Source organism: Pedococcus sp. P1_H8 (assembly GCF_056405175.1).
Window position 1 is genome coordinate 1 of record NZ_JBFUCP010000073.1, and the last position, 596, is coordinate 596.

Annotated in this window: 1 protein-coding gene; it reads left to right on the plus strand. The window is 68.0% G+C overall.

Annotation, left to right across the window (positions count from 1 at the left end; translation table 11 throughout):
- On the plus strand, positions 1–596 hold a 596-nt coding region (locus tag AC1DYG_RS18900; protein ID WP_477641407.1), incomplete at both ends, for an alpha/beta fold hydrolase.

Below are 596 nucleotides of genomic sequence, written 5' to 3' on the forward strand. Positions count from 1 at the left end.
CCGTGAAACCCTCGACGCACTCGACGAACACCGGCCCGCGCATGTCATCGGCAATTCCTTGGGCGGGGCGGTCGCCCAGCAGCTCGTCGCGGTCGAGCCGGATCGGGTGGCCAGCCTGGTTCTGGTCGACAGTGCGGGCTTCGGATCCGAGGTGGCAGCTCTGCTGCGGATACTGGCGCTGCCGGGCATTGGCCGGCTCGCTGCCCGCCACACCACCCGGGCCGGCGCAGCCCTGGTCGAACGCCTGATCTTCGCCGATCCCACCTTCGTGACGAAGAAACGCATTGACCTCGCGATGGACATCGCTCGCCAACCCGACCCCGCTGACGTGTTGTACGAGCTGGTTCGCGCAGAGATCGGGATCCGCGGCATCCGGCCGGCCGGGCGTACCGAACTCATCGCCGCGGCCAATCGACACCCTCGGCCGACCCTGATCATGTGGGGCGAGAGGGACCGGGTTCAGCCTGCACGTCACCTCCACGCTGCCCGGAGCATGTACCCGCATGCCGAGACGCATCTGTTTCCGGGTGTCGGCCACATGCCGCAACTCGAGTGCCCCGACGACTTCGCGACCCTCGTATCGGCCTTTCTCGCCG